This is a genomic window from Vibrio sp. CB1-5, from assembly GCF_059412285.1.
Map to the genome: position 1 here is coordinate 24,153 of NZ_JBJHPB010000006.1, position 24,564 is coordinate 48,716.

At 45.6% G+C, this 24,564-nt stretch carries 24 protein-coding genes; 12 read left to right on the forward strand and 12 right to left on the reverse strand.

Annotation, left to right across the window (positions count from 1 at the left end; translation table 11 throughout):
* Positions 1-5: 5 nt before the first annotated feature.
* The 4 genes from ACJB0T_RS06130 to lhgO all read right to left on the reverse strand — a co-directional run bounded on the left by ACJB0T_RS06130 (position 6) and on the right by lhgO (position 3,004).
* The gene (locus ACJB0T_RS06130; RefSeq protein WP_479294010.1) at positions 6-941 is read right to left on the reverse strand and encodes a MalY/PatB family protein; all 936 of its coding nucleotides are present in this window, start codon (positions 939-941) and stop codon (positions 6-8) included.
* Between the two features lie 5 nt (positions 942-946).
* Positions 947-1,171, reverse strand: a complete 225-nt coding sequence (locus tag ACJB0T_RS06135) for a hypothetical protein (protein ID WP_479294012.1) — start codon at positions 1,169-1,171, stop codon at positions 947-949.
* A gap of 83 nt (positions 1,172-1,254) precedes the next feature.
* On the reverse strand, positions 1,255-1,677 hold the full coding sequence (locus ACJB0T_RS06140) for an N-acetyltransferase (protein ID WP_479294014.1): 423 nt from the start codon (positions 1,675-1,677) through the stop codon (positions 1,255-1,257).
* Positions 1,678-1,771: 94 nt separating this feature from the next.
* Positions 1,772-3,004 (reverse strand): L-2-hydroxyglutarate oxidase, encoded by a 1,233-nt coding sequence (gene lhgO / locus ACJB0T_RS06145; RefSeq protein WP_479294015.1) that lies wholly within the window; start codon positions 3,002-3,004, stop codon positions 1,772-1,774.
* Positions 3,005-3,235: 231 nt separating this feature from the next.
* Here lhgO and ACJB0T_RS06150 point away from each other — a divergent pair, with 231 nt between their 5' ends.
* The 7 genes from ACJB0T_RS06150 (at position 3,236) to ACJB0T_RS06180 (ending at position 8,021) form a co-directional block, all read left to right on the forward strand.
* Positions 3,236-3,772: a dihydrofolate reductase family protein gene (locus ACJB0T_RS06150; protein ID WP_479294017.1), complete on the forward strand. Its 537-nt coding sequence runs from the start codon at positions 3,236-3,238 to the stop codon at positions 3,770-3,772.
* Between the two features lie 226 nt (positions 3,773-3,998).
* A complete protein-coding gene (locus ACJB0T_RS06155; RefSeq protein ID WP_479294020.1) occupies positions 3,999-4,946 on the forward strand; it encodes a LysR family transcriptional regulator in 948 nt (315 codons plus the stop codon).
* Between the two features lie 64 nt (positions 4,947-5,010).
* The gene (locus tag ACJB0T_RS06160) at positions 5,011-5,139 is read left to right on the forward strand and encodes an AraC family transcriptional regulator (RefSeq protein ID WP_479294571.1); all 129 of its coding nucleotides are present in this window, start codon (positions 5,011-5,013) and stop codon (positions 5,137-5,139) included.
* A 135-nt stretch (positions 5,140-5,274) separates the two neighbouring features.
* The gene (locus tag ACJB0T_RS06165; RefSeq protein ID WP_479294573.1) at positions 5,275-5,745 is read left to right on the forward strand and encodes a hypothetical protein; all 471 of its coding nucleotides are present in this window, start codon (positions 5,275-5,277) and stop codon (positions 5,743-5,745) included.
* 291 nt (positions 5,746-6,036) lie between these two features.
* On the forward strand, positions 6,037-6,306 hold the full coding sequence (locus ACJB0T_RS06170) for a PTS sugar transporter subunit IIB (RefSeq protein ID WP_128648995.1): 270 nt from the start codon (positions 6,037-6,039) through the stop codon (positions 6,304-6,306).
* A 12-nt stretch (positions 6,307-6,318) separates the two neighbouring features.
* Entirely contained in the window at positions 6,319-7,575 is a 1,257-nt protein-coding gene (gene ulaA / locus ACJB0T_RS06175) for a PTS ascorbate transporter subunit IIC (protein ID WP_479294022.1), read from the forward strand.
* Positions 7,572-8,021: a PTS sugar transporter subunit IIA gene (locus ACJB0T_RS06180; RefSeq protein WP_479294024.1), complete on the forward strand. Its 450-nt coding sequence runs from the start codon at positions 7,572-7,574 to the stop codon at positions 8,019-8,021. Before ulaA ends, ACJB0T_RS06180 begins: the two co-directional genes overlap by 4 nt.
* Before the next feature lie 307 nt (positions 8,022-8,328).
* On the opposite strand, the gene ACJB0T_RS06185 is transcribed toward ACJB0T_RS06180, so the two are convergent.
* From ACJB0T_RS06185 to ACJB0T_RS06205, 5 genes are all read right to left on the reverse strand, one after another.
* A complete protein-coding gene (locus ACJB0T_RS06185) occupies positions 8,329-9,231 on the reverse strand; it encodes an EamA family transporter (protein ID WP_479294575.1) in 903 nt (300 codons plus the stop codon).
* A gap of 88 nt (positions 9,232-9,319) precedes the next feature.
* On the reverse strand, positions 9,320-10,027 hold the full coding sequence (phnR, locus tag ACJB0T_RS06190; protein ID WP_479294026.1) for a phosphonate utilization transcriptional regulator PhnR: 708 nt from the start codon (positions 10,025-10,027) through the stop codon (positions 9,320-9,322).
* A gap of 49 nt (positions 10,028-10,076) precedes the next feature.
* Positions 10,077-11,780 (reverse strand): putative 2-aminoethylphosphonate ABC transporter permease subunit, encoded by a 1,704-nt coding sequence (locus ACJB0T_RS06195; RefSeq protein WP_479294577.1) that lies wholly within the window; start codon positions 11,778-11,780, stop codon positions 10,077-10,079.
* A gap of 45 nt (positions 11,781-11,825) precedes the next feature.
* Positions 11,826-12,932, reverse strand: coding sequence for a putative 2-aminoethylphosphonate ABC transporter ATP-binding protein (locus ACJB0T_RS06200; RefSeq protein ID WP_479294027.1), 1,107 nt, complete (start codon positions 12,930-12,932; stop codon positions 11,826-11,828).
* Positions 12,933-13,104: 172 nt separating this feature from the next.
* On the reverse strand, positions 13,105-14,112 hold the full coding sequence (locus tag ACJB0T_RS06205) for a putative 2-aminoethylphosphonate ABC transporter substrate-binding protein (RefSeq protein ID WP_479294030.1): 1,008 nt from the start codon (positions 14,110-14,112) through the stop codon (positions 13,105-13,107).
* Positions 14,113-14,354: 242 nt separating this feature from the next.
* Between ACJB0T_RS06205 and phnW the strand changes: the two genes are divergently transcribed.
* Genes phnW through phnX form a run of 3 tightly spaced genes read left to right on the forward strand, consistent with a single transcriptional unit; the run spans position 14,355 to position 17,662 of the window.
* Positions 14,355-15,458 (forward strand): 2-aminoethylphosphonate--pyruvate transaminase, encoded by a 1,104-nt coding sequence (phnW, locus tag ACJB0T_RS06210; protein ID WP_479294032.1) that lies wholly within the window; start codon positions 14,355-14,357, stop codon positions 15,456-15,458.
* Positions 15,458-16,825, forward strand: a complete 1,368-nt coding sequence (locus ACJB0T_RS06215; protein WP_479294034.1) for an aspartate aminotransferase family protein — start codon at positions 15,458-15,460, stop codon at positions 16,823-16,825. The genes phnW and ACJB0T_RS06215 overlap by 1 nt, the downstream gene beginning before the upstream one ends.
* Before the next feature lie 18 nt (positions 16,826-16,843).
* A complete protein-coding gene (gene phnX / locus ACJB0T_RS06220) occupies positions 16,844-17,662 on the forward strand; it encodes a phosphonoacetaldehyde hydrolase (RefSeq protein ID WP_479294036.1) in 819 nt (272 codons plus the stop codon).
* Between the two features lie 236 nt (positions 17,663-17,898).
* Here the strand turns inward: phnX and ACJB0T_RS06225 are convergent, their stop codons facing one another.
* Positions 17,899-18,522, reverse strand: coding sequence for a Crp/Fnr family transcriptional regulator (locus ACJB0T_RS06225; protein WP_479294038.1), 624 nt, complete (start codon positions 18,520-18,522; stop codon positions 17,899-17,901).
* Between the two features lie 196 nt (positions 18,523-18,718).
* Entirely contained in the window at positions 18,719-20,152 is a 1,434-nt protein-coding gene (locus ACJB0T_RS06230; RefSeq protein WP_479294039.1) for a PTS transporter subunit EIIC, read from the reverse strand.
* 456 nt (positions 20,153-20,608) lie between these two features.
* Between ACJB0T_RS06230 and ACJB0T_RS06235 the strand changes: the two genes are divergently transcribed.
* Positions 20,609-22,501, forward strand: coding sequence for a DUF3604 domain-containing protein (locus ACJB0T_RS06235; protein WP_479294041.1), 1,893 nt, complete (start codon positions 20,609-20,611; stop codon positions 22,499-22,501).
* A gap of 77 nt (positions 22,502-22,578) precedes the next feature.
* Entirely contained in the window at positions 22,579-23,373 is a 795-nt protein-coding gene (locus ACJB0T_RS06240) for a sulfite exporter TauE/SafE family protein (protein ID WP_479294043.1), read from the forward strand.
* Positions 23,374-23,459: 86 nt separating this feature from the next.
* Here the strand turns inward: ACJB0T_RS06240 and ACJB0T_RS06245 are convergent, their stop codons facing one another.
* Complete coding sequence (locus ACJB0T_RS06245) at positions 23,460-24,491, reverse strand: alpha/beta hydrolase (RefSeq protein ID WP_479294045.1); 1,032 nt, start codon at positions 24,489-24,491, stop codon at positions 23,460-23,462.
* Positions 24,492-24,564 lie beyond the last annotated feature (73 nt).

A 24,564-nucleotide genomic window follows, 5' to 3' on the forward strand; every position in this document is an offset into this window, starting at 1 on the left:
ATTGACTAGCTAGCAAACACTCGCTGCAATCTAGCGATGGCTTCTATGACCCTAGAACGTGGTGTCGCCAAATTAAACCGAAGGAACTGCTCGCCCCCCAAACCAAACGTCGAACCATGGTTGGCTGCGATTTTGGCTTCACTTTGTACCTTCTCTATTACGTCTTTGGGTGACAAACCTGTTTCTGAAAAGTCAACCCAAGACAGGTAGGTCGCTTCCAGTGGCATCGATCTCAGTCCTTTGATTGAGTTGATGCCTTCATCAAATAAGCGACGGTTCTCATCTAGATATTCCACCAAAGCCTCTAACCACGCTTCACCATGTTCATAGGCCGCTGTTGCCATTAACATTCCCATTCGGTTTGGCCCTATGCCCGCAGCGTTGAGAACAAACTTAAACTTATCTCTGAGTTCAGGGTTTGGGATGATAGCAGCACCAGTTAGTGCAGAAGCAATGTTGAAGGTCTTCGTTGTCGCCGCCAAAATCACCATGTTTTGCTCATGCTCGGGCGCAGCGAGTGTCGCGATTGTATGTTTGTTAGGTGGGAAAACCAGATCGTGGTGAATCTCATCGACGACAAGTACCAGATTATGACGCGCACAAAAGTTAGCGAGGTCTTGGATCTCTTGCTTTGTCCAGACACGTCCACCCGGATTGTGCGGTGAACACATGATCACGAGCTTCTCTGTGCCATTGAGACTTGCCTCAAGCGCGGCAAGATCCATTTCATAGCGACCGTGTTTTTGAACCAATGGGCTTTCTACGACAACACGTTGATTTGCTTTAATGACTTTTGAGAATGCGTGGTATACGGGCGTGAACAGAATAACGCCATCACCGGGCTCAGTGTAAGCTTGGACACAAAGAGCTGTCCCTTGAACGAGACCTGCACAAGTGACAATCCAATCAGGGGAGACTTGCCAGTCATGCCTCTTACCCATCCAGTTCACAACTGACGCTTATAGCGCGAGTCATCACCGTAATAGCCATTGACACCATTTTCAGCGGCTTCAATAAGCGCTTGGTTGACGGCCTTCGGCGCTTTAAAGTCCATACCCGCGACCCACATCGGAAGGCCATCATCGGTAGAAACGCCGAAGCTCGCTTCCATCTCATCCCATTTTGCCGAATGAGTTCCTCTACGCTCTACAATCTCATCAAAGTCAAACATGCTCTATCCCTATCTCACCACGCTAATGCAATAGCGCATTTTCGAAACAATAGAGCCAGTTTAAACGGTTGATTTCAATAGAGCTAGTGGCTAGACATAGTTAATTGTAAGTGTCCGGTATGGGGGTCTGTTGACTCATCAACAACCGTAAACCCACAGCGTCGATAAAAGCCAATCGCACGACAGTTATCTTTATAAACCGAGAAAGAAAGTGAGTCGCGTTTCTTACGGGCATCCATAATCAAACGCATACCAATACCGCCACCTTGCGCTTGCGGCTCAACAAACAGCGCCGCTAGCTGATCATCTGCTAACGCGTAAAAGCCAACAACCCGGCCTGAATGCTCGTAAACATAAACCTCTGAGTTTGGAAGGTAGACGTTGCGCATATCATCGAGTTTGTCATGCCAAAACCTTGGCTCAACAAAGTCGTGAGACTCGACAGATGCGGTCAACCAAACTTTCAAAACGCTATCGATATCTGCTTCGTTGTATTCTCTGATCATGAGGGTGTTCCATTTCCTAGCTTGCTCAAAGTATTGTGCTCAGTACCGAGACACGACTTCAATAGTAGCTGGAAATTGTACTCATAAAGGGAAATCAGTCGATATTTTCTAAAGTTTTAAGTTTGGCCTCAACTTTACTGCAAATGTATCCACCAATAGGAATAGCCGAGGTAGCAGCTGGGGATGGTGCATTGCAAACATGTAGGCTACGAGTGGTTTCCGCAAATAAGAAGTCATGGACCAAACTGCCATCAGACATCACTGCCTGAGCTCTAATACCTGCTGGATAAGGTTGGAGTTCACTCACCTTGATGGAAGGGCAGTATTTCTGAACCAACTGCAGATAACCTGGGCGCCAAATAGAATTCCTAAACTCTCTCAAACCAGATTTCCAATGCGTCCATGACACGCGCCAAAAGCCCGAGAATTTGAACATATCAATGGTGTCTTCAAGGCTAAAGTTGATGCGTCCATAGCCTTCTCGTTTAAACCCTTGCACCGCATTCGGCCCCACAGTCACCGAGCCATCAATCATTCGGGTTAAGTGAACACCCAAAAACGGCAGCTCTGGGTCGGGGATGGGATAGATGAGATGACTAATGATATCACGATGCTTGTCTGGTAGCTGATAATACTCGCCGCGGTAGGGAATAATTTGAAAGTCGACATCGATGCCTATCATCGACGCCAATCTATCCGCCATCAGGCCACCGCACACGACTAATTGACGAGCTTGCAGAGAGGTGGAAGCACCATTGGTTATGCCATTGATTTCGACACAATCTTGTTTTTCATTTAGCGCAGTGACTGCCGTCGACAGCAGCACTTCACCTCCAAGCAACTGAAACTGCTCCGCCATGGTTTGTGTGACCAATTGATAATCAACAATGCTGGTTGCTTCTACTTTTATCGCCCCCAACCCAGTAATTTTGGGCTCGATTTGTTCCAGTTCTGTTTGGCTCAGCAGCGAAACATCGATACCGTTTTCGATACAGCGTTCATAGAGAACATCCATTCGCTGCTTTTCTACTGTGTTTGTCGCGACTAAAAGCTTTCCGCAGTTCTCTACCGCAATGTTGTGCTGTGCGCAAAAACGTTTCGTAGCCTGTGCGCCACGCTTACAAAAATCCGCTTTGAGACTTCCCGGTTGATAGTAGACACCCGCGTGAATCACACCGCTATTATGGCCAGTTTGATGCTTGGCAAAGCTCGATTCTTTCTCGACTAGCACTATTGATGCTTGAGGGTATTTTTGCTGTAGCTGCCATGCCGTTGACACCCCAACAATACCGCCACCAATCACTATAAAATCATAGACTTTTGACATCACTTTTCCTTGTGATCTACTCGATTGTTCTCACCATACCTCGTACGTACCTACAGAGAAAGTGCTGGCGTCACTGCTTCACAATTTAAATCTAGAGATAAGCAAAACTGGAAACTCATTAACAGTGAATTGAAGCCACAGCGAACGCCACTAAACTTTCCATAGTTTTGAGGCAGTAATATACTTTGATCTCAATATACAAATATCCAAACTACATTTCAGGAGCCATAAATGGCCAACATCGTATACATCGCCACCAGCCTTGATGGTTATATCGCCGACAAAAATAACGGCGTGGATTGGTTACATGATATTCCAAACCCAGAAGGTTCCGACTTCGGCTTCGCTGAGTTTATGGACAGAATTGATGCACTTGTGATGGGACGTAATACGCTAGAGATCGTGTTGAGTTTTGATTGTGACTGGCCATACTCAAAGCCAGTATTTGTGTTGAGCAACACGATGACAGAAGTTCCGGAAGGTCTTGAAGGCAAAGTCTTCTTAGTCAAAGGCGAACTTAAAAACATCGTTGCCGACCTAGCGTCTCAAGGTTACAACGACCTGTATATTGATGGCGGTAAAACCATTCAGAGCTTCCTCAACGAAGATCTAATCGATGAACTGATCATTAGCACGATTCCAGTTCTACTCGGCGGAGGGATTTCTCTGTTTGGCGAGTTAGATAAACCGCTGAAGTTTAAGCACGAGTCAGCTGAAAGGTATGCAGACTGCATTGTGAAGAATCGGTTTGTGAGAGCGAGCCTATAAACAATGACATCCTAGCTAACCAAAAATCTCTGGTTTGGTGTGAGGCTTGGCATAGGTGTCGATACCTTAAATAAGTGCGTTGACTGATTTAAGTTACTCAATTCCGTCGTTTTTCGATCACCGTGATGCACACCCCAAGCAAACACTGGCTTGTTTATTAATACCATGCACATTATCAACAAGGTGATATGCTTTGAGGTAATAGGTTTTTTAACGGAATGAATGGATGAAGACTCTCGAACAAGAACTGTCTCGAATCGACCTGAATCTGCTGGTGTCGCTAAGTGTGTTAATTAAAGAGCGCAACGTATCGCGTGCTGCGGAAAAACTCTATTTATCTCAACCAGCAATGAGTCGAACCCTCGCCAGACTGAGGGATCTTTTCGATGATCCGCTTTTTTACCGCGAGTCCAATGGCTTGCAACCTACTACCAAAACGTTAGAACTCGAAGCATCATTGGATCATATTCTGCTCTCTATAGACACCTTGTTGAACGGACTGAATTTTTCACCGATTGATTGCGAACGCGCATTTCGGATATCTGTTCCACCATTGATGAGCCGTTTGTTAACTGCGCCTTTAGCGAAAGCTCTACAAGGTGTTGCTCCTAAGGTTACACTGGAAGAGTATCCTTCATCTCGTGAACCTATTCAGTTACTAAAAGATGGTCAAGTTGACTTCTCAATCCACGTTGAAGAACCACCACAAAGTGATGAGTACCAGTTTCAAAAAATCGGGAGTACCTACCCAGTTATCTATGGTTCTCGAAGCCATCCACTCGCACAGCAAACAGAGATTACCGTTGAGGATTGCCTTAATTACCAATTTGTCGACCTCTCTCTGGATGTACGATCCAATCACAATTACCTAAACCCGATCGATATAGAGCTGGCAAAACAAGGCTTGAGCAGAACCATCGCCCTAAAATCCGGGCAGCTCTCCACGCTTTTGGACTCACTTACTGGTACAGATCGATTAATGATCTCAAGTCATGCATTAGCCAACGATTTGTTAAACCACCAAGATCTGCAAATGATCAAGGCATTTAACCGCAACGATTATTACGTGAGCTTGTATCTAATCGAACACCGAAAAACAGAAAGTAGCCCTGCTCATCGCTGGTTTAAGCAACTTGTCGTAGATTCGCTATCTGATAGGATTTCAACCACTTAAATTTACATTGAACCATGATATCTACTTAGGGTATATCAGTTATAAGTGCATATCATTGGAGCAATTGCAAAGAGGCGAAGCGGTTTCAAGGGTAGCCGTCAACATGGGCTTTGCGAGCATCACCCAGTTTTCGCGATCTTTCAAGCGCATTACCGGGCTAGCACCATCACGCATCGCACTTCGCCAGATCTAGGGGCTGTCTTACCAAAAGTAACAGTGTTTGGTAATAATATGGTTTTTGAATATTTCTTTAAAATTCTTGAGTGTGTATACTTAAAGTGTTGAACTTGCGAAGTTGTACTCTGGATTGTAAATGCAAATAAAGAAAATGGATGCGCCACACGATATGCAAATAGGCGCTAGATTCGAAACTAAATCTCATGGTTATGTTACGGTTGTAGAATATTACAACACACATACCGTGATTGTTGCATTTGAGAATACAGGGAATATTCGCTCTATCACTGCCTCCAAACTTCGTGCAGGTCAAATTACTGACCGAGCAGCTCCAATTCAATCTTCGATGGTTGGAGAAACAGTATTATCCCCAAAATATGGATTACTCACCATCACCCAGGTTGAGTCTGAGAATGTTATTCTTTTAGAGACTGAAGAAGGCGAAGAAATTCGCATGCTTCGTCCAGCGGTACAAAAACTCCGCGAGAGTAGCAATGAAGCTGATTTAAAAAAAGAACAGCCGCAACTTCCAACTTCTTTGAGTGCACTCACCAAAAGAAATAAGAAAACTAAAGATGTGAATAAAATGCTTAAGAAAATGCTTACTGACTACGGTAAATAATAACTCTCTGCACTTCCATTGCATTCATAACGCATTATATAATTTAAAAGCCACCCATTCACACTACAAACAACACCACCCTTTCCTATACTTCTCAATGAACCATAACACTTAAGAGTTAAAGACTTCTTATTTTGGACTTTAACTCAATTTAATGCGATCTAGGTCACAAGGTCAATTTGGTTTTGTGACACAGGTCTATTGTTGTTTGGGTCAATTTGGATATGATTTGTACCATCCAATAGCGAGGAAAAGCCTTCCTCTCCTATAAACTCAAAAGAGAATGATGATATGAAAAAGATTATGGTTGTATGCGGAAATGGTCTTGGTACTTCACTGATGATGGAAATGGCAGTTAAAGAAGTAGTAGGTAAAATTGGTCTGGATGCCGAAGTTGATCATGAAGATCTATCATCTGCAGCGTCAAGCACTGCTGATATTTGGGTAGCGGCAACAGACGTTGCTAACCAACTAGCGGACGCTGGTAAAGAAAACATTGTAAGCCTTGCGAATATTTTTGATAAAGCTTCTATCGAAGAACAATTGAAAAAGTTCATGTAAGGAATCGTTGTAATGCAAAACTTCTTCGAGTTTATGCTGGGCTTATTAAAAGAGCCCGCCATCATGGTCGGTTTAATTGCTTTTGTGGGTTTGGTCGCACAAAAAGCTGATGTTTCAACCATCCTTAAAGGCACGATTAAAACCGTAATGGGTTTCCTAATTTTAGGTTTCGGTGCTGGCGCACTTGTTGGCGCACTAAATAATTTCTCTACTGTATTTACAGAAGCCTTTGGCGTAAGTGGTGTTATTCCGAATAACGAAGCAATTGTTGCTCTAGCACAGGAAGCGTTCGGTTATGAAATGGCACTAATTATGTTCTTCGCATTCCTTGTGAATATTCTTTTAGCGCGTTTCACTCCGCTAAAGTATATTTTCCTAACAGGTCACCACACCATGTTTATGTCTATGCTGGTTGCGGTAATCCTGTCTACAGCGGAAATTCAAGGTGCGATGCTAGTGGCAATGGGCTCTATTATCGTTGGTTCGCTGATGGTTATCATGCCTGCTCTAGCACAGAAATATACTGTAAAAGTCATGGGCACTGACCAGCTAGCTATGGGTCACTTCTCAACGTTCTCATACCTTATTGCGGGTTTCGTTGGCAGCAAGTTCGGTGATGTATCTAAATCAACAGAAGATATCAACGTACCAAAGAGCCTAATGTTCTTGCGTGATACGCCTGTTGCGGTTGCAACGACTATGGCTATCTTCTTCATGTTTGCTTCTATCTTTGCAGGTGGCGAATTTGTAGAAAGCGTGTCTGGCGGCCAAAACTGGGTTGTGTTCACCTTTATGCAATCACTAACGTTTGCCGGCGGTGTGTACATTGTTCTTCAGGGTGTGAAAATGTTGATTGCGGAAATCGTTCCAGCATTTAAAGGTATCTCTGACAAGCTAGTACCAGGTGCAAAACCAGCACTAGACTGTCCAATGGTATTCCCAGTTGCGCCTAATGCAGTATTGATTGGTTTCCTATCATCGTTCTCTGCTGGTCTAATCGCAATGGGTATCCAAGGTGCATTTGACTGGACGATTATCGTAGCAGGTGTTGTTCCTCACTTCTTCGTAGGCGGTGCAGCTGGTGTTTACGGTAACGCGATGGGTGGTCTACGCGGTGCGGTTCTTGGTGCATTCACACAAGGTCTATGTATCTCGTTCCTACCAATGCTACTGCTACCGGTTCTAGGTGGTCTTGGTCTAGAAGCAACAACGTTTGCTGACTTTGACTTCGGTGTTGTTGGTCTAATTCTAGGTTGGTTGGTTCAATGAGTATCTTTAATCTAATTGGCGATAACGGCATCGTTATCTGCAACGAAGAAAATCTATCGGTTGACGCAGCACTGGACATCACTTGTTCAAAGCTACTAGAGCAAGGCAAGGTTGAAGCGAGCTACCTTGAAGCTATCAAAGAGAAGCACAAAGAAATCGGTGCTTACTATGTACTGGCTCCAAAGATTGCAATGCCTCACGCTCGCCCAGAAGACGGTGTAAACGAAGCGGCGCTTCAAGTGACTGTGTTCAAGAACGGTGTGGACTTAGAGTCAGAAGATAACGGTGACGTTTACTTCTCAATCACACTAGCGGCGATGGATTCAGATAGCCACATCCAAACCATTATGGCGCTGGCTGAGCTGTTCCAAAACGAAGATGACGTTGACGCTATCATCGCTGCACAAAGCGAAGCTGAGATTATTGAGATTCTGAAAAAGTACTAACCTCAATAAGATGCGTTTGAAATAAAAAGCCCTTGTATGCAGATACAAGGGCTTTTTTACGAAGTCGAATTGTCTATTTGATTTCTTCAGCGGCCAAATGCAACGCGCGATCTTTATCGAACATTTCCGCGTTAAAGATGACAAATCCGTTGAACAAGATGCCACTAGTTACTTGAGGTCGCCCTTTAAAACCCACCGACGCTAGCCTTTGACATACTGCGTCAGGCGCCGATTGATACACAACATCCAAAAAGGGCAACTGACCATCGGTTACATGGATTGGATCAATGTCATTCTCGCTGCATTATTAGAACGCAAGCGCAACTACAAGACCGGCACTCACTAAAACCACCCCAAAAATACGCGTATTAAGCCACGGCTCTTTGAGAAACCACATCCCCATAAACACACCAAAGATGATACTGACTTGGCGAAGCGCGACCACATAGCTGACGTTCTCTACCATCGTCATTGCAAACAAGACAATGCCATAAGTTAGTCCCATCATGACACCAGCGATAGATGACTGACGCTTGTATTTCCATGTTAACGATAGCTGTTCGAACTGTCTGGTGACGAGAAGCCACAGCACGAGTAACACAGAGATGCCGGCCGTTTGTAATCCTAGGTAGAGGATAGCGATGTGGTGTGGAGTCAGTTCAGAGGTCTCGACCATCAGCCAGTTAATCCCCTCTTTATCGACAATCGAGTATATGGTGGTGCCAATGGCTGCCACAAACGCCCATAACACGCCAAGATTGGCATAAGCACTCGCCGTCATTTGCCTGAAGGTCTTAATAGGTACCATTAGACAACCTAAAGTGAGAATCACAAATCCTATCCAAGCGCTAACCCCAAGCGATTGACCAATGAACCAGGAACCAACGCCAACCATCAACACAGGCAGCGCACGCGCAATTGGATAAATAACACCAATGTCACCATGCTTATAAGCTTTAAGTAGCCCCACCAAATAAATCACCTGCCCAATAGCACTCAAAGCAAGCAGTCCCCAAAAATGAGCAGAAATATTGCTGAGCCCTATTTGAACAAAACACCACACCATAAACGGGGCAAGCAGTAAGCATTGAGAAAGCGCTGCGCCTAAAGTAAAAGAGTAGCCAGAGCCGCTGTTTGATTTACCAAGAATATTCCAGCCTGCGTGAAGGAGTGCGGAGAAAGTGACGAGAAGTGCAGCGTAAAGAGTCAAAACAAAATCCATATAGAAAAGCCAAGCAGCATTCACTCAATGCTGCTTGGTGTAGAGATGCCGTCCCAACTGAGACTAAAGAAAAGATCTAGCGTTCGAGCTGAGCAATAGACTCTATGCTGATGGCATCATGGCGCCAATACTCGATATCACAATCAATCAGCTCACCGTGTTGATTGTAATTGATTCGCTCCACCATCATGGCTGGGGTGCCCGATGTTGCTCTCAATGCTTGAGCCACTTCGCCTAGCAGTGAAGTCGTCGTCACGCGATACTTCACCTTGGCATAAACTACGCCGTATTTTTCACGATAGATATCGGTTAATGACGCGCCAGCTAAATCAAGGTTGAGTAAATCTGGAAACTTATCCGGCCTGATGAAATTGGTGACAAAAACGACTGGACGTTCCTCAAGATAACGCACTCTATCAACTCGATAAATATCAGAGAATGGCGGCAGTTCAAGCAGCTGCGCCGCTTGTTTGGTGGTTAGGATCCCTTTTGCCGACAAAAGCTCGGTACGCGGCTGCCTATTCTGAGCAACTGCCATATTGGTAAAGTTGAGTGTTTGCGTTGGGTCGTAGCGCAGTGGCTCTGGCGAGATAAACCAGCCTCGACGATCTTCGCGATAAATACGCCCTTCCGCTTCGAGCAATGAAAGAGCTTCTCGCAAGGTGACCCGGGTGGTGTCAAATGACTCCGCAAGCTTTCGCTCTGCGGGTAATTTTTGTCTTGGAGACAGCATTCCTGACTCAACTTGCTCAACGATAGCGTCTTTAATTTTTACGTATTGCACTTGGCATCCTTATATCAATCGTCATTACTCACGATCCTACATTTCAATATTAGCGTTTACGCCAAGCTTGAGTCTTTGCTTCAAACAACTTTCCAACAAGCATGTGCAGCAGTTTCGCAATAGCCGCAGAAAGCATGATCATCACCGCCATCGCTGCTGCGCTTCCCGTTTGGCCAGCATCGTCCATGTTCAGCACTGCCACTGACGCTGGAATTGTATTGGTTGAATACAAGAATACTACTGCCGACGTCGTTGTTAAAGCGTTGATAAATAGATATATGGCAATGTCCAATACTGCTGGTAAACAGCACGGCAGTGACACTTTGAAAAACAGCTTGTACTGGGGCAGTTTGACCGATGCGGCGGTGGCCTCAATCTCAGACGGTAGCTGCTTAAGTGCAGTTAGCGCCGTCATATGTCCCACAGTGTAATAATGCACCACGGTATTAATCACCAAAAATGCCATGGTGCCATAAAGCACACCCAATGGGTTGTTGGCATCATTGAAGTAAAAAATGTAACCCAAGCCCAATACCAATCCCGGTACCGCCATAGGGATCACACTCATCATCTGCATCGCTTGGCGAATTGGCGCGAACGCGCGGCCTTTTTCAATACAGTAAGCACCGACAAAAATCACCACTGAGCCGATAATCGCTGTCCATATCGCCAGTTTCAACGAGTTAAAGTAAGGGCTCCAACCATAGGTGCTCATTTCAGCAAAGTTATAGTTGTTTAGTGTTAGGGCTTTGTTCCACGGCCAGAAAGTCACTAACGAGCCATACACAGCCATCCCCAATACTGCCAACACCGCAATTGACACCAGCAAGCAGTAAACAAAGCATAGCGAATCACGGAGCTTGTTCGGCGACGGTTGATAAGGCACCGAGCGCGTATCGAGCATGCTCTTCTGCTTTTTCTGAACCCAACGGTCTACGGCAAATGCAAGTACCGCCGGCAACAGCAGCAAAATACTCGTTACCGCACCCATGGAGAAATTTTGCTGTCCGACGACCTGCTTAAAGATATCTGTCGCCAACACACTGTAGCTGCCACCTATCACTTTCGGCACACCAAAGTCACACACCACCAAAGTAAACACCACGATGAGCGTGCTAATAACACCGTACTTCGCAGCAGGTAACGTAACCATAAAGAAGGTTTTGATTGGTGAGGTTTTTAGTGCCCTCGCCGCTTCATACAAACGGGCATCAGAGGTACGCAATGAGGTGGTTAAAATCATCAATGCATGGGGAAACGTCCAGAAGATCAAACCAAGAGAAACACCAATCAATCCATACACAGAGTGTCCTTGAAGCAACTCCTTCGCGATGCCCTGATTACCAAACAAAAAGATCAAGCTAATAGCAGGCAGCAACGAAGGCGCAAGGATTGGTGCGGTGCCCATCAAATGAAATAAGCCTTTAAATGGCATACAGGATCGAGTCAAAGCAAACGCATAGCCAAATGCCAGCACGCCCACTACCACCGTCACAATAAAACCTAAGGTCATAGTGTTGCTGAGCGAGAACCACAGGCTGTCGGTGGCAAAGTAGTTGGCAAAGTTAGCGAGTCCAACGAACTCTCCATCACTGTTTTGCACGCTCTTTTTCACCATCGCCCACAGTGGCATCAGAATGAACAGCGCCATTCCAACAAACAGCACAGTTAACAGAGTGAAAAGCACCATGTTGTCTTTGCTCAGTTTCGCCGTCACATGCTGTGCAGTGAATGTTGCCGCTCGCTGTTTCATAGTTTGACTCGCATTTAATGTTGAAGTTATCTGCATCATCGGCCTCTACGCTGCAGCGCCTAGTGATGATTTGCTGCTGGCGTAACCAAGCAGGCCGTCTTCTGCAAATTCGATATAACGAATATCATTGCGGCGTAAATCAAGTTCGTTCACACGTTTAATAGGCACGTCAATATAGATAGGCGCTGAGGTCGGAGTATGCTGCATCTGAACTTCGACGCGATAAAATGCCCCTTGAAACTCTTTCGCCAGCACTTTTACCGGAATGGCATTAGATGCTCGCTCAACAAAGCGCAACCCTTCTGGTCGTACGGCGAGGTCAAAAATATCGCCTTGCTTAAGTGTCATATTGTCCAATGTTGGCAGAGGCAACATGCTTTCCGCGATACGCAAACTGGTGGTCGATGCAACCGACGCTTCAATGAAGTTCATGCTGCCAACAAAATCCGCCACGAAGCGAGTCGCGGGCTTTTCATACACCTCTTGCGGGGTGCCTACTTGTTCAATAACGCCGTGGTTCATTACCACAATGCGATCCGCCATTGATAACGCTTCTTCTTGATCGTGAGTCACCATGATTGTGGTAATGCCGAGCCTGCGCTGCATCTGACAAATTTCTTCACGAAGGTGAGTACGCACTTTCGCATCAAGTGCAGAAAGAGGTTCATCCAACAATAACAAACCTGGAGACAACGCCAGTGCGCGTGCCAATGCAACTCGCTGCTGCTGCCCGCCTGAGAGTTGATTTGGGTACTTGTTACCAGACGTTGGCAAGCCAATCATCTCTAACCAGTGTTCGACTCTTTCTAGCGCTTCTTTGTTGGTCATGCCCTGATTTTTGAGTCCAACCGCGATGTTTTCCTGCACCGTCAGATTTGGAAATAGCGCGTAAGATTGAAACACAATACCGAAGTCACGCTTTTCCGGTGGCAGAAAAGTGGTCTCTTGATCCGCTTGGTGGATTTCACCAGAGGTGGGAAGATCCAATCCGGCGATAGCACGCAACAAGGTGGTTTTTCCGCAACCCGATGGGCCAAGGAAACAGACAAACTCGCCTTTATTGATGGCGAGTGAAATTTGCTTTAATGCCGTGAACTGACCGAACTGTTTCACCACATTTTTGATATTTAGATAAGGGTTGGATACTGTCATCGTCGTCTCTCCAATGGTATATACCAAATTTAAATCTGGTTTGTTTCATCGACATGACAGTTTTGTAGCAGGTAGATTGCAGTGCAGGATTTTTTGAACTGGTTTACTAGCTGTCGTTAAAACGACAATGGGGCGATCCTAAGATCGCCCCATTAATATTCTCCCAAGTCTATTAGGATTTCGGTTCGGACTTAGCATCAAATTTCTGAGACCAAGTTTTTAGAACCTCTGCTCGTTCCGCGCCCATCTTACTAAAGTCCATCTCGGCCATTGCACCTTGAACTTCTGGGTAGTTGTGGACGTTACCCGTTATCGCTTTATGCGCTACCACTGGGTAAGATTCAACATACAGTTCATTAGCCGACTTAGACACAGACCAATCTACGACGCGCTTAGCAGCATCCGATTCTTTCACCAAACCAACAGCTTCTGACTCCCAGCCAATCCCTTTTGGCGTGATCACTGCAAGAGGCGCGCCTTGGTTAATCAGCTTAGCACCACGAACCGCCATAGAAATACCAATAGCGACTTCACCCATTCCCGCTTGGACACATGGCTTAGAGCCTGAGTGAGTGTAATGTGCGATGTTTCTATCTAAATTTTTCATGTAGTTCCAAGCTTGGTCTTCACCCATGTTTTGGAGCCAAGCAGAGACCTGCATGTAACCTGTACCTGAAGACGCTGGGTTTGGCATCGCAATGTGGCCTTGATACTCTGGCTTGGTTAAATCTTCCCACGATTGCGGCTTTGGAAGGTTAAGCTGCTTCGCCACGGCTTCGTTAAAACAGATAGCGTTAAAGAAAGCATCATTACCAAACCATGCTTGATTTGACTGAGGATCGTTCAAGTTCGGCTTCAGGTCTTCTAGTCCCTTCGGCGAGTATGGCTTAAGCACACCCTCTTCTTTTAGCAATGCCATGGAAGAGCCAGCCAAACCCCAAACCACTTCAGCACGCGGGTTGTTTTTCTCCGCCAAAAGCTTCGCTGTCATGATACCCGTTGAGTCGCGAACCCATTTGATTTTCACGTCTGGGTTCTCTTTCTCGAATGCATTCTTATATTTCGCAAGAATGTCCGTTTCGAAAGCGGTGTACACAGTGACTTCTGTTGCTGCTAATGCATTAGTGGCTAATAGAGAAACCAGTGTAGCCAGTGTTCCCTTCATCAAACGGTTTTTCATTGTCGTCTCCAGTTAGATTTGGTCTGTACCAGTTGATGTATGCCACCTTAGTTTCGGTTTATGACGATTAAATGAACAAAAAGTGGCAGTTTTACTAAATACACTTCGATTTGACGATCGAAGGAGATGCCTTTGACGGCGTATGAAACTTTTATGAACATTGGTTTTGACGCTTTACGACGCGTATTTTCGGTTGCTAGAGTAAATACAACCTACTGGTATAGTCCAAATTGAGAATCAAGATGAAAAACGAATACTTGCTATTAACTCCGGGGCCGCTATCGACGACTGAAACCGTGCGCGAAGCGATGTTAAAAGACTGGTGTACATGGGATGACGACTACAACAAAGATATTGTCGAGGTCATTCGCGGTAAACTGACTCAACTTGCCACGAAGCAAGCGGGCTACACCAGTGTACTAATGCAAGGCAGCGGCACAGCGTCTGTCGAGGCGACAATTGGTAGCACTGTCACTGCAAAGGACAAATTGCTTGTTGTCGACAATGGTGCCTACGGCGCTCGTATTGCGCAGATCGCTGACTACCTAAATATCGAAACCCGTGTCATTGCACCAGGCGAAGTCAGCAGACCGAACCTAGACGAGATTGCCAGCACTCTTGAGCAAGATAGTGCTATCACGCACGTTGCGATTGTTCACTGCGAAACCACAACCGGCATGCTTAACCCTATTGAAGCGGTCATCAAACTAGCAAAGCAACATGACAAAACAGTGATCCTTGATGCGATGTCGAGCTTTGGGGGAATCCCAATGGATATTGGTGAGCTCGGTATCGACTTTATGATCAGCTCTGCCAACAAATGTATTCAGGGTGTTCCGGGCTTTGGGTTTGTGGTTGCCAAGCAATCGGAACTAGAAAAATGCCAAGGCCAAGCACGCTCGCTCAGCCTTGATCTCTATGACCAATGGCACTGCATGGAAGTGAATCACGGCAAATGGCGCTTCACCTCTCCTACCCATACTGTGCGCGCTTTCTATCAAGCTCTTTTAGAACTTGAGCAAGAGGGCGGTATTGAAGCGCGTTTCAATCGCTATCATACCAACCAAAAGACACTGGTCGAAGGTATGCGTTCATTGGGCTTCCGTACGCTGCTAAACGATGATCTTCATTCTCCGATCATCACCTCGTTTTTCTCACCAGAGCACAGTGACTACCAGTTCAAGGCGTTTTATGAACGCTTGAAAGAGCAAGGTTTTGTTATCTACCCAGGCAAAGTGTCTAATGCTGATTGCTTCCGCATTGGCAACATTGGTGACGTGCGTCCAGCTGATATTGAGCGCTTAATCGGCGCCGTCAAAAACGCAATGTACTGGGAGCTCGCGTAATGGCAGATCAAGCGACGCACCTGCGCAGCGAGGGGGATGTGAACAATACCCCGGCACGTGAAGAGTGGAATCAACAAATACAAGACGAAGCGACACAAGCACTGCTGAAACGCGATGCTGATGTCTTCTTGCATCAATCCATGTCAACGCCCTGCCTAAACTCACTAGAAACGGCGGAAGGGCTTTATATCCAAGATACACGTGGAAAGCGCTACATGGACTTTCATGGCAACAATGTCCACCAACTTGGTTATGCCCACCCACATGTCATCAAACGTGTTACGGAGCAGATGCATTCGCTGCCCTTCTCACCGCGCCGTTTTACCAACGAAACAGCGGTCAAGTGTGCGGAAAAGCTTACCGACATCTGCGGCGGCGATCTCAACCGAGTGCTGTTTGCACCCGGTGGTACCTCTGTGGTTGGAATGGCCCTCAAACTGGCTCGCTATATTACTGGCAACTACAAAGTCGTATCTTTGTGGGACTCGTTTCATGGTGCATCACTTGATGCGATTTCAGTCGGTGGTGAAGCATGTTTTCGTGAGGGCATGGGACCACTCATGGCCGGTGTCGAACGCATTCCACCAGCAGTGTCATATCGAGGCGCCTTCCCTTCACAAGACGGAAGCGATGTTCACTACGCCGACTATCTCGAATACGTGATTGAAAAAGAAGGCGGCATCGGCGCGTTTATCGCAGAAGGCGTTCGTAACACCGATGTTCAGGTACCAAGCAAGGCGTATTGGAAACGTATCCGCGAAATTTGCGACAAACACAATGTGCTGCTCATTATTGACGATATTCCAAATGGCATGGGACGCAGCGGCGAATGGTTTACCTACCAAGCGTTCGACATTGAACCGGACATTCTTTGTATCGGTAAAGGCTTTGGCGGCGGTTTGGTTCCTATCGCTGCGATGGTGACTAAAGACAAATACAACACGGCTGCAGAAATCTCTCTAGGTCACTACACGCATGAGAAAAGCGCCCTTGGATGCGCGGCGGCACTTGCCACCATGGAAGCGATTGAGCAAGAGCAGCTTCTAGAGAAAACACGCAGAGACAGTGAATTTGTTAAAGCGCGCCTACTTCAAATGAAGCAGCAATACCCAATTATTGGCGATGTGCGTGGCATTGGTCTTTTGTGGGGAGTGGAACTTGTGAAAAATCACATCACCAAAGACAGAGCCTACGACGAAGCCGAGCAAGTTCTCTATCAATGTTTAAACCAAGGTCTGAGCTTTAAGGTGTCGCAAGGCAACGTCATTCAGCTTAGCCCTCCGCTGATTATTACCCGTGACGAGCTAACCAAAGCACTCGACATCTTTGAGCAAGCTATTGCTCACGTATCAAACGTAAAAAACTAACTTTAAAGGAATGACATCATGTCTCACTCATCACCGATTCAAGCCGTTATCTTCGACTGGGCTGGCACAGTTGTTGACTTTGGTTCGTTCGCCCCGACCAGCATATTTGTCGAAGCATTTAAACAAGGCTTTGATTTCGAGATTTCTCTAGACGAAGCTCGCGAACCAATGGGCATTGGTAAATGGGATCACATCAAAGCCGTAGGCCAAATTCCAACCGTAAAAGCACGTTGGACGGCCCAATTTGGCCAAGAAATGCAAGACAGCGATGTTGATGCTATCTACGCAGCCTTCATGCCTCTACAAAAAGCGAAAGTCGCGGATCACGCTGAGCCAATCCTAAACGCAGTGGAAGTTGTGAACGACCTTAAACACAAAGGTATCAAGATCGGCTCTTGTTCTGGCTACCCACGTCAAGTGATGGATGTACTGATCCCAGTGGCTGCAGATTACGGTTATAAGCCAGACTATGTCGTCGCAACGGATGACCTACCACAAGGCGGCCGTCCAGCTGCATTTATGGCACTAAAAAACGCGATCGAACTGGGCGCGACTAGCGTCGGCGCTTGCGTAAAAGTAGATGACGCAGCACCAGGCATCGAAGAAGGTCACAATGCGGGCATGTGGACTGTAGGTCTACTGCTTTCTGGCAACGAGGCTGGTCTTACATTTGAGCAATACCAAGCCGCTGATGAAGCAACTCTATCAGAAGCTCGCGAACGTGCACGCATCAAGCTTGGTAAAGCTTCACCTCACTATCTAGTTGATACGATTGCCGACCTTCCTAGTGTGGTTGTCGATATTGAGAAGCGTGTTTTAGCGGGTGAACGTCCGTAGTTTCAAGCTCGCTCTTAAAGACAAAAGCTCACGACAGGTACGTGAGCTTTTTCAAAACGCCCTTACAAGCATTAACGAAACCCAGTTTAGAGTCCCATATCACTAAGGCAGTCAATGTTTCGGCTTACCCAATCAACCTGCACTGACACATCTGATCGGACAACACTACCTTGTAGGTAAGCTCGATAAGTCTAGAATTCGCAGCACATAAGCTTCCGAATAGATTTGGATCATTCTTACAGCTTTTCTCCTAACGCTAGTTGTGTTCTCACTTGCTGCAATTTCTCTAGTTCAAAAGATTTGTTGGTATTTTCTCCATGCATTAACGCACTGTTCTTGAGCTTTTTACTAACACGAATCACCGTTTCTGTTGAACATCCCGAATAAGCTGCAATTTCCCGATATGTCCACTTATAACCTGCATCAGCGGTAACTAAATCAATCACGCTATCAATTACCCTTAACTCGACGCTGTGCGTGGACATTTTGGACAAACGGATCTCAGCGTGGCGAAGCTCTGTTGCCATTTCAGAGAATAGATAACGAACGAATTTTGGGTTCTCTTGAAAGAACTGATCTAAATCGCGCACCACGACACGTTCAAGCGTGAGATCAGTTAAAGCTTTTGCTCCTACGTGATAATTCTGTCCAGAAAGAAGCGTTCGATAGCCAAAATATTGATTGGTTTTGTAAATGCGACTCATCACCTCTTTTCCATTCAGCAATAAGCGTTGCAACGATACCAAACCAGAGACGATAAAATAGAAACAGTCTGGTTCGTCATGTTGATCATAGAGAAACTTTCCCTTTGGCAAAACAACCGTTTTTATGTCGCATGCCGCTAATCGGTAGTGTTCCATTTTCCCTCCGGAATGCTTCGCAACCTCATATCCACCGACGATACCAGCATAAAGGTTGGGCTTGCTAGGCTGGATATCTAACTACGAAGGATAATATCAATTATATGAACCGACACCACATTCTCTAGTAGCAAAAAACAAGAAAAAGCCGAACTTAGCATCGACTAAGTTCGGCTAAAAGACTCACATTTCGCAGCTAAGCTTTAACGCTTTCAAACTGCTTTTGTTCCTGTAACGCTTTCTCTTTGTGGATAGCATTCATATCTCCGGCGATGGCTTCAGCAGAAGTACCAACAATAATCTGAATCGTTGTCGGAGTTGGTCGAATTACACCTGCGGCTCCCAACTTCTTACAAACCGAATCCTCAATCGTTGAGCTATCAGTAACGGTCAGGCGAAGACGCGTCATACAACAGTTAATATTGGTGATATTGTCGTACCCTCCAACAGCATCATAGTAAGCAGCGGCTAACTCACTTGCATCTGTCGTTGAGACGACTTCTTCTTCCTCATCATCGCGCCCAGGAGTCTTAAGGTTGAAGTACTTAATTGCAGCAGTGAAGGTAACAAAGTACATAGCAAAATACGCAAGACCTAGTGGGATGATTCGAATCGGGTTCGTCGCAAGTCCCCAGTTCAACACGTAATCAATGAAGCCTCCTGAGAAACCAAAGCCATGTTTAATATTTAACCAATCGCTAATTACGTATGATGCCCCCATAAAGATTGCATGCAGAGCGAACAGAATTGGCGCGGTGAACATGAACAAGAACTCAACAGGTTCTGTGATCCCCGTCAGGAAGCTTGTAAGCGCTATAGAGACCAACATCCCCACTAAAGCTGGACGACGTTCTTTTTTAGCTGTTACATAGAACGCTAAGCAGACCGCTGGTAGACCAAACATCATCACGACATAACAACCCGTCATAAATGCACCCGCTTCAGGGTCACCGGCAAAGAAACGTAGCTGGTCGCCAATGATCTCTGCACCACTTTCATCTGTGTATGAACCAAACATGAAGCGGACAATACTGTTCAGAATGTGATGTAAGCCAAATGGAATAAGAAGACGGTTCATTGCACCATAAACAAATAGACCGGGTTCGCCACTTTGGATCATCCACATACCAATGTCGTTGATTGCAGCACCAATAGCAGGGAATCCATGCCCAACAATGAAGGCCATGAAGATGGAGCACAGTGCCGTCACGACAGGAACAAAACGCTTCCCTCCAAAGAACCCAAGCCAATCTGGCAACTTAGTGTCTTTGAAGTTGTTGTAGAGATAGCCCGCCATAATACCGGCGATAATGCCAGATAAGACACCCATCTTAAGGTCAGGTGTGATGGTTTTTGCACCTTCGAGAATGATCAGATGTGCGATAACGCCAGCAACGCCAGCAGTACCATTGTGGTCTTTGGCCAATCCGACGGCGATACCGACAGCAAACAGTAAAGGTAGCCCGCCAAATATCGCTCCCCCAGATGCTTTCACAAATGGTAAATCAAGCAAGTCTGCAGACCCAAAACGAAGTAGCAAGGCCGCCACAGGTAATACAGCGATAGGTAGCATTAAAGCACCGCCTACCCTCTGTAGTTGATTTAATATTGATGACAGTAATTGTTTCACACGTGCCTCCAAGCATTCTGCTTAAATTATACTATTTATAATAACAACCCAATTCATAGCCCTGAGCTATGCATCCTTTCGTAATTAAACGTTAATAGGTTTTGTATTACGCAGATATGATGATGATCATAGCACGATGACAACTTTATCAATGTGTGAACTACGGCTTATTTTTCCAACAAACACTAAAAATCCATAAACCAGTATGACGACAGTCATACTGTATCTTCTCAATACACCTATATATTAAAAACAACGACTTACCAGGGTGCTCATATCCCCCACATTGATGTGCACCTATTTTATTTAGATATACGCTAGTTTATTAATCAACCTAGGCATTATGTAACATTAAATAATCCAAACAGAATGAAGCATACGCGCCAATATTAAACTAGCCACACACATTACGAAGAATAAGTTTTATTCGGAAACAGACGTAGAGAATTAGAGATTATGAATGTATATACTTATTTAGATGACGTTGCGGCTTTTCGTGTAACACAGCAAGCAGAAATAGAAGTAAATGGTGAGTACGAATGGCGGCTAGAAGTTGAGCCAAAATGCACATTGCCATCAGGCACCAAGTTTGTCATTACCGTTCAACCATATCAGCATCAACTGTCTGAAGAGTATTTACAATGCTACGACTACTGGAAACCAAGCTACATTTACGCATTAGCTGATGAAGAAAGTCTAGAAATTGATGTCGCCATCAAGAAAGTCGACACAAACTTTAGTCATATCAACCGTTGGAAGGACTCTTCTAGACAAGCGCACATTACTCTAATTGACGAGTTTCAAACCGGACAATCGTTTCATGTTCAATTTGGCGGCGTAGACCGACTATTTCTAAAAGGTGACGCGGCGCCAACCCGAGTGGGTATTCGTGCATTTAACGAGGATGTTTGTCGCATTGAAAAAACATTTGATATCACCTTAGGTGGCCATGATGTCACTCGACGCTTACCTGTATTTCCAGAGATAACGCTTAAGCCGGGAGCTGCAACAGAACTCTCACTGGTTGCCCCTACATTGGTTGAACAAGATAAGCCATTCAAACTCACGATGCTTGCAATGGATAGGTTTGAGAATCCTGTCAAAGATTATCAATGTGACCCGTTAACGGTTGTCTTCACTAATCTTGATAGCGGTGAGCGACTCCAATTTCAGAATGTCCCATATGGAGATGTCGAAGCACGACTCCCTACTGGTCGTTATCTTGCAACGGCAGAAAATACCGAACTACACATTGCCCCAGCCGCCATCAAGGTTGAGGAAACTGTAGAGCAAAAGATCTATTGGGGTGATACACACACGCACTCAAATTTAACCGCCAACATACGTGACAATGACTGTGGTGCATACCCTCGCAATGCATACACTTACGCAAAAGATGTTGCTCGTCTCGACTTTGTAGCGCTATCGGAACAAACATTTACTTTTAATGAAGACCGAAGCCTCAACATCGACAAAGCCACATGGCAGGAAATTGGCGAACAGTGCGACAAATTCAATCAGGAAGGCGCATTCGTCACATTCTGTGGCTTTGAACTCCATGGCCGACGTGGTGATACGGTGGTGCTATTCAAAAATTCACTACTAGAAGAAAAGTATCCAGATCGTGAGGTCAGCATCATCCATGATATTTGGGACATCTACAAAGGGCGTGAGTTCATTACCATCCCTCACCTTCATAGATTCTGTAATGGCCGCAACCCTAAGCATGTCGACAATCAAGACGCTAAATTCGAGAAAGGGTTTGATCTCGCCAACTGGGAACCTAGTAGTAACGATGAAACCATGATTGAAGTCTATTCCGCTCAATGGGGAAGATTTGAATATGCCAAAAACCCTATGGTTCATAAAGCTCGTAATAACGTCAAAGACAATACGGTCGTCGACTTCCTAAATCGTGGCAAAAAATTTGGCTTCGTTTCTAATAGTGACGGTCATGATGGAAACCCAGGCTATGGCGGTATTACTGGAGTTATAGCCGACTCCCAAACCCGTGCAGATATCTTCGATGCCATGAAGGCACGTCGTACTATTGCCACCACCCATCCACGTATGTTCCTAGACCTTCAATTGGACAGCGTAAAAATCGGCAACGATGCTAGCGAATCAGATAGTTATCAACTACACATCGAGGCCATTACCCCTAATCCCATGACCAAGGTCGAGCTTGTTGTTAACGGTGAGGTTTTCGAGAAATGGTCAGTCGGTGGGCACAAGTTTGATATCACTTTGGATGAGTTCTCATTAGAGGAAGGAGCAACCTACGTGTACCTTCGTGTTTTCCAAAAAGATCGCAATATCGGTTGGACAAGTCCGATTTGGATTAAGTAACTTCCCCCCCTTAGCTCCCTTAATTGGTCATTGCCAGTAGAGGGAGCTAAAAAGAAAATCGCTCTCTGGAGTTCATCATGTTAGCTGACATTCTCACCCTCCCACTCCATCAAATCACGTACGCAATATTCATTGGTATCACTGTGGGTGCGCTTATGACCATGACGGGTGTTGGTGGTGGAGTCGTTATTATTCCCGCGCTACAACTCAGCTTTTCCATGCCAATAGTCACAGCTGTTGGCACTGCGAGTATCATTGCGACCTTAATTAAAATAAACGCAGCATTGAATCATATTCGTTGCAAAAACGTGAACTGGCATCATGTAAAGGTCATTCTTATCAGCGCCATTCCTACGCTAATCATCGCCACAGAAATTATCGTAAGATCAGCAGCTAACCCAACACTTCAGCCCTTCACTGAACGTTTTGTGCAAGGCTGCGTTGTCATCACTATGGCCGGCGCATTCGTTTCTCTCTATTTAGGGCGCAAAACAGAACTGACATCCTCGAGTAAACAAACAAATACGTCCGCTGCTCTCAGCGTCGGGGCGTTAAGCGGATCAGTACTTGGTACGACGGGAATTGGGGGGGGCGTCATACTGCTGCCAGCACTAAAAAACATTCTCGGTTCTACAGTCAGGCAAGCTGTGGGGAGCTCAATCGTCATCGCCGTCATACTCTCTGGGGTAACGGCCATTCGTTATAGCAGCAGTAGCCAAAGTAACATTGCTATCGGGCTGCTCGTTGTATTAAGCTCTTTCGTAGGCGTGAAGATTGGCATTAAAGTACTAGAAAAAACATCCGATAGAGCCTTAATCAATCTATCCTTGTTCGCAATTTTAGCCAGTTTAATAACCACCGTTATTCTTTGAAGGGTAAGGTTTGGGGTAAGAAAAGCGGTGGTAAAACCCGGTGATTTTTCATTCTCCGGGTTGTCTTATTAAAGCGGGTGAATCGATTACGATTGACTCCCTTTAGTAACACCACTCAGTAGTGCCGCTATCATTGAATTCTTGGGCTCTTGGTACTTTCCTACACAATAAGTCATGTGCCCATAGCCTTCAGGTTCATGCTTGTAGTTCGCTTTTAAGTGCTCGGCTAACCATTTCCCTTGCTCTGCAGGTATGGCAGAATCATCATCAGAATGCCAAACATGAGCATTGGAGTTAGCTAAGTGCTTTACATCAAAGCCCCAATCAAAACACGTATCTTGTGCAGATTCCCAAGCTGCGCCAGACGTACCACGTACAACAGAGCGCCGCATGGCCTTTTCAAACCGCGACACTAATTCCTTGTCTGCTTTGACCTTTGGGAAACCTTTTCTGATTGGAGTACTCGCCAAGCTCGGTGGTAACACACCAAATACCAAGCGAAACAAGGCAAAATACCAACCCATGTAAAACTGCTTTAACTGTTTTGAGGTTGGTGTCCCTCCGGTACCAATGGTTGAGCCAGTACCGAGCTCCTCGCATAAAGCCGTTGGTAGCAGCGGTGCATTTAGCCCTAAGCCAATACAGCGATCTCCAAAATGGAGCGCAGCCGCCATAGCGTGAGGAGTACCCTGAGAATGCCCAGTAATGTGGAACACCTTTACTCCTTCAGCATTTAACACCGCCTCCAAATCTTCCTTTGGCCAGTCCACCACTCTTCTACCCGGCTTTTCATCAGAAAACCCACAGCCAGGTAAGCTAATGGCGATACCTCTACAACCCAAAGACGAACATATGTTCTGATAGGTTTTGCGCTCGAAACCCGCTTCAAGTCCAGAGCCATGCATATTAATTACCACAGGTGCCGCAGGGTCTAGACTGCCGTAAACACAATAAGCTACGCTCCGTCCATCTCTTGTGATGGCTATCTTTTGTTGACTATCTTCCAATAAGTTTGAATCTATTGGTTTCATACCAGAGTCACGAAGACGAGTCCCCCAAAAGTTAAACAGGCACAAAGCGAATACGCTCAAAACAATTATCATCAGAAAACTTGTCATGATGGCTCCAATATTTTAGTAAATAGCATTTTAATCCCCGCTCCTTTGGTGTCCGTTTCTCCAAGTTACCAAC

Coding starts and splice junctions, on each gene's coding strand:
- ACJB0T_RS06130 (WP_479294010.1), bottom strand. CDS start 941: ATGGGTAAGAGGCATGACTGGCAAGTCTCCCCTGATTGGATTGTCACT.
- ACJB0T_RS06135 (WP_479294012.1), bottom strand. CDS start 1,171: ATGTTTGACTTTGATGAGATTGTAGAGCGTAGAGGAACTCATTCGGCA.
- ACJB0T_RS06140 (WP_479294014.1), bottom strand. CDS start 1,677: ATGATCAGAGAATACAACGAAGCAGATATCGATAGCGTTTTGAAAGTT.
- lhgO (WP_479294015.1), bottom strand. CDS start 3,004: ATGTCAAAAGTCTATGATTTTATAGTGATTGGTGGCGGTATTGTTGGG.
- ACJB0T_RS06150 (WP_479294017.1), top strand. CDS start 3,236: ATGGCCAACATCGTATACATCGCCACCAGCCTTGATGGTTATATCGCC.
- ACJB0T_RS06155 (WP_479294020.1), top strand. CDS start 3,999: ATGAAGACTCTCGAACAAGAACTGTCTCGAATCGACCTGAATCTGCTG.
- ACJB0T_RS06165 (WP_479294573.1), top strand. CDS start 5,275: ATGGATGCGCCACACGATATGCAAATAGGCGCTAGATTCGAAACTAAA.
- ACJB0T_RS06170 (WP_128648995.1), top strand. CDS start 6,037: ATGAAAAAGATTATGGTTGTATGCGGAAATGGTCTTGGTACTTCACTG.
- ulaA (WP_479294022.1), top strand. CDS start 6,319: ATGCAAAACTTCTTCGAGTTTATGCTGGGCTTATTAAAAGAGCCCGCC.
- ACJB0T_RS06180 (WP_479294024.1), top strand. CDS start 7,572: ATGAGTATCTTTAATCTAATTGGCGATAACGGCATCGTTATCTGCAAC.
- ACJB0T_RS06195 (WP_479294577.1), bottom strand. CDS start 11,780: ATGAAACAGCGAGCGGCAACATTCACTGCACAGCATGTGACGGCGAAA.
- ACJB0T_RS06200 (WP_479294027.1), bottom strand. CDS start 12,932: ATGACAGTATCCAACCCTTATCTAAATATCAAAAATGTGGTGAAACAG.
- ACJB0T_RS06205 (WP_479294030.1), bottom strand. CDS start 14,112: ATGAAAAACCGTTTGATGAAGGGAACACTGGCTACACTGGTTTCTCTA.
- phnW (WP_479294032.1), top strand. CDS start 14,355: ATGAAAAACGAATACTTGCTATTAACTCCGGGGCCGCTATCGACGACT.
- ACJB0T_RS06215 (WP_479294034.1), top strand. CDS start 15,458: ATGGCAGATCAAGCGACGCACCTGCGCAGCGAGGGGGATGTGAACAAT.
- phnX (WP_479294036.1), top strand. CDS start 16,844: ATGTCTCACTCATCACCGATTCAAGCCGTTATCTTCGACTGGGCTGGC.
- ACJB0T_RS06225 (WP_479294038.1), bottom strand. CDS start 18,522: ATGGAACACTACCGATTAGCGGCATGCGACATAAAAACGGTTGTTTTG.
- ACJB0T_RS06235 (WP_479294041.1), top strand. CDS start 20,609: ATGAATGTATATACTTATTTAGATGACGTTGCGGCTTTTCGTGTAACA.
- ACJB0T_RS06240 (WP_479294043.1), top strand. CDS start 22,579: ATGTTAGCTGACATTCTCACCCTCCCACTCCATCAAATCACGTACGCA.
- ACJB0T_RS06245 (WP_479294045.1), bottom strand. CDS start 24,491: ATGACAAGTTTTCTGATGATAATTGTTTTGAGCGTATTCGCTTTGTGC.